1 protein-coding gene is annotated in these 1,338 nt (G+C 36.2%); it reads left to right on the forward strand.

Translation table 11 applies throughout. The features are described 5' to 3' along the window. Positions 1-247: 247 nt before the first annotated feature. Positions 248-1,338, forward strand: a 1,091-nt coding sequence (locus V7149_RS26260; RefSeq protein ID WP_335348490.1) for a M4 family metallopeptidase, incomplete at its 3' end; no start/stop codon positions are given.

Below are 1,338 nucleotides of genomic sequence, written 5' to 3' on the forward strand. Positions count from 1 at the left end.
AATAAGATAATAGTTTATTACAACTAAATATACTTCATTTCCTATTTAAGATCAGAGACTTTTTAGAATCTGATCTTTTATTTAATTACTGGGATTCGAATAATAGTCCTTTATGCCTGTATAATATGTTAACTAGGGTTTAATTACCATTTTTTATATAATTCCAAATAATTCCTAATATTCATGCAAAACTCTTCTATTAATCTATAATTAAATATGAATGAACTTAATAGGAGGGAATTTAAATATGAAGAAAAAGTTAATTGTTCCTGTAGCCCTGTCGTCAGCGTTATTAATGGGCTCAATTCCAGTAAGCAGCGTTTTTGCTCTGCAAGTGAATTCGAATGCATATAGTAGTGTACAAGCTTCTAAGGAGTGGAATGAGAAGGCTAGTGTCCCTGTATTTGTGAAGGAACGGTTTTCGGAAAAATTTTCATCAAGTGATCCATCCAATGCATTAAATTATTTGAAAAAAAATGAAGCTAAAACGGGAATTAAAAACCCAGATAAAAACCTAAAAGTCAAAGGTGTACAAAAAGATGAACTTGGCATGACCCATGTTCGCTTTCAACAGTCAGTAAATGAAGTTAACATAGAAGGATCCGAACTTATTGTTCACTTCAATGAGAATAATGAGGTAGTTTCCGTTAACGGAAGGATTTATCAGAATATTGCTGATGATGAAGTGAGCACGACTGCCGCTTATAGCAGTGATGCTGCAACCAAAGTGGCATTATCCTCTGTTAATGCTCCTGAAGAATTGTCCTATGAGCCAACTACTGATCTAGTAATCTATCCTTTTGAAGGAGAAAATTACACAGCTTACAAAGTGAATGTAAACTTCATGGGAGATGAACCTGGGAACTGGTTTGTATTTGTGGATACAAACACAGGAAAGGTTATCGATAAGTATAATGGCTTAATGGATGCCAATGAAATGAAAACACAAAAGGGCTTTGGATTAGGTGTACATGGTAATCACAGGGAAATTCATATTTCTCAAGTGAGGGAGCCAGGTTCAGGAACGAAGTTTGCGTTAGCCGATTACGCTCATGAGAATCTTGAAGGAATTTTTACGTATGATGCTAAAAATGATAATAGTTCTAGCAATGATACCCTGTATGTTGGGAATTCCGCTGCATTTATCGATGACTATGATCGGGCAGCTGTCGATGCACACTATAATTCCGAAAAGGTATATGAGTATTTTCTAAATGAACATGGCCGTAATTCCTTGGATGGGAAAGGAATGGCAATCATTTCAAGGGTTCACTATGGCAACAATTACAACAATGCATCCTGGAACGGGCGCTGGATGACCTATGGGGATGGGGACGG

It is taken from the genome of Bacillus sp. JJ1503 (genome assembly GCF_036965125.1).
GTDB lineage: Bacteria > Bacillota > Bacilli > Bacillales > Cytobacillaceae > Cytobacillus.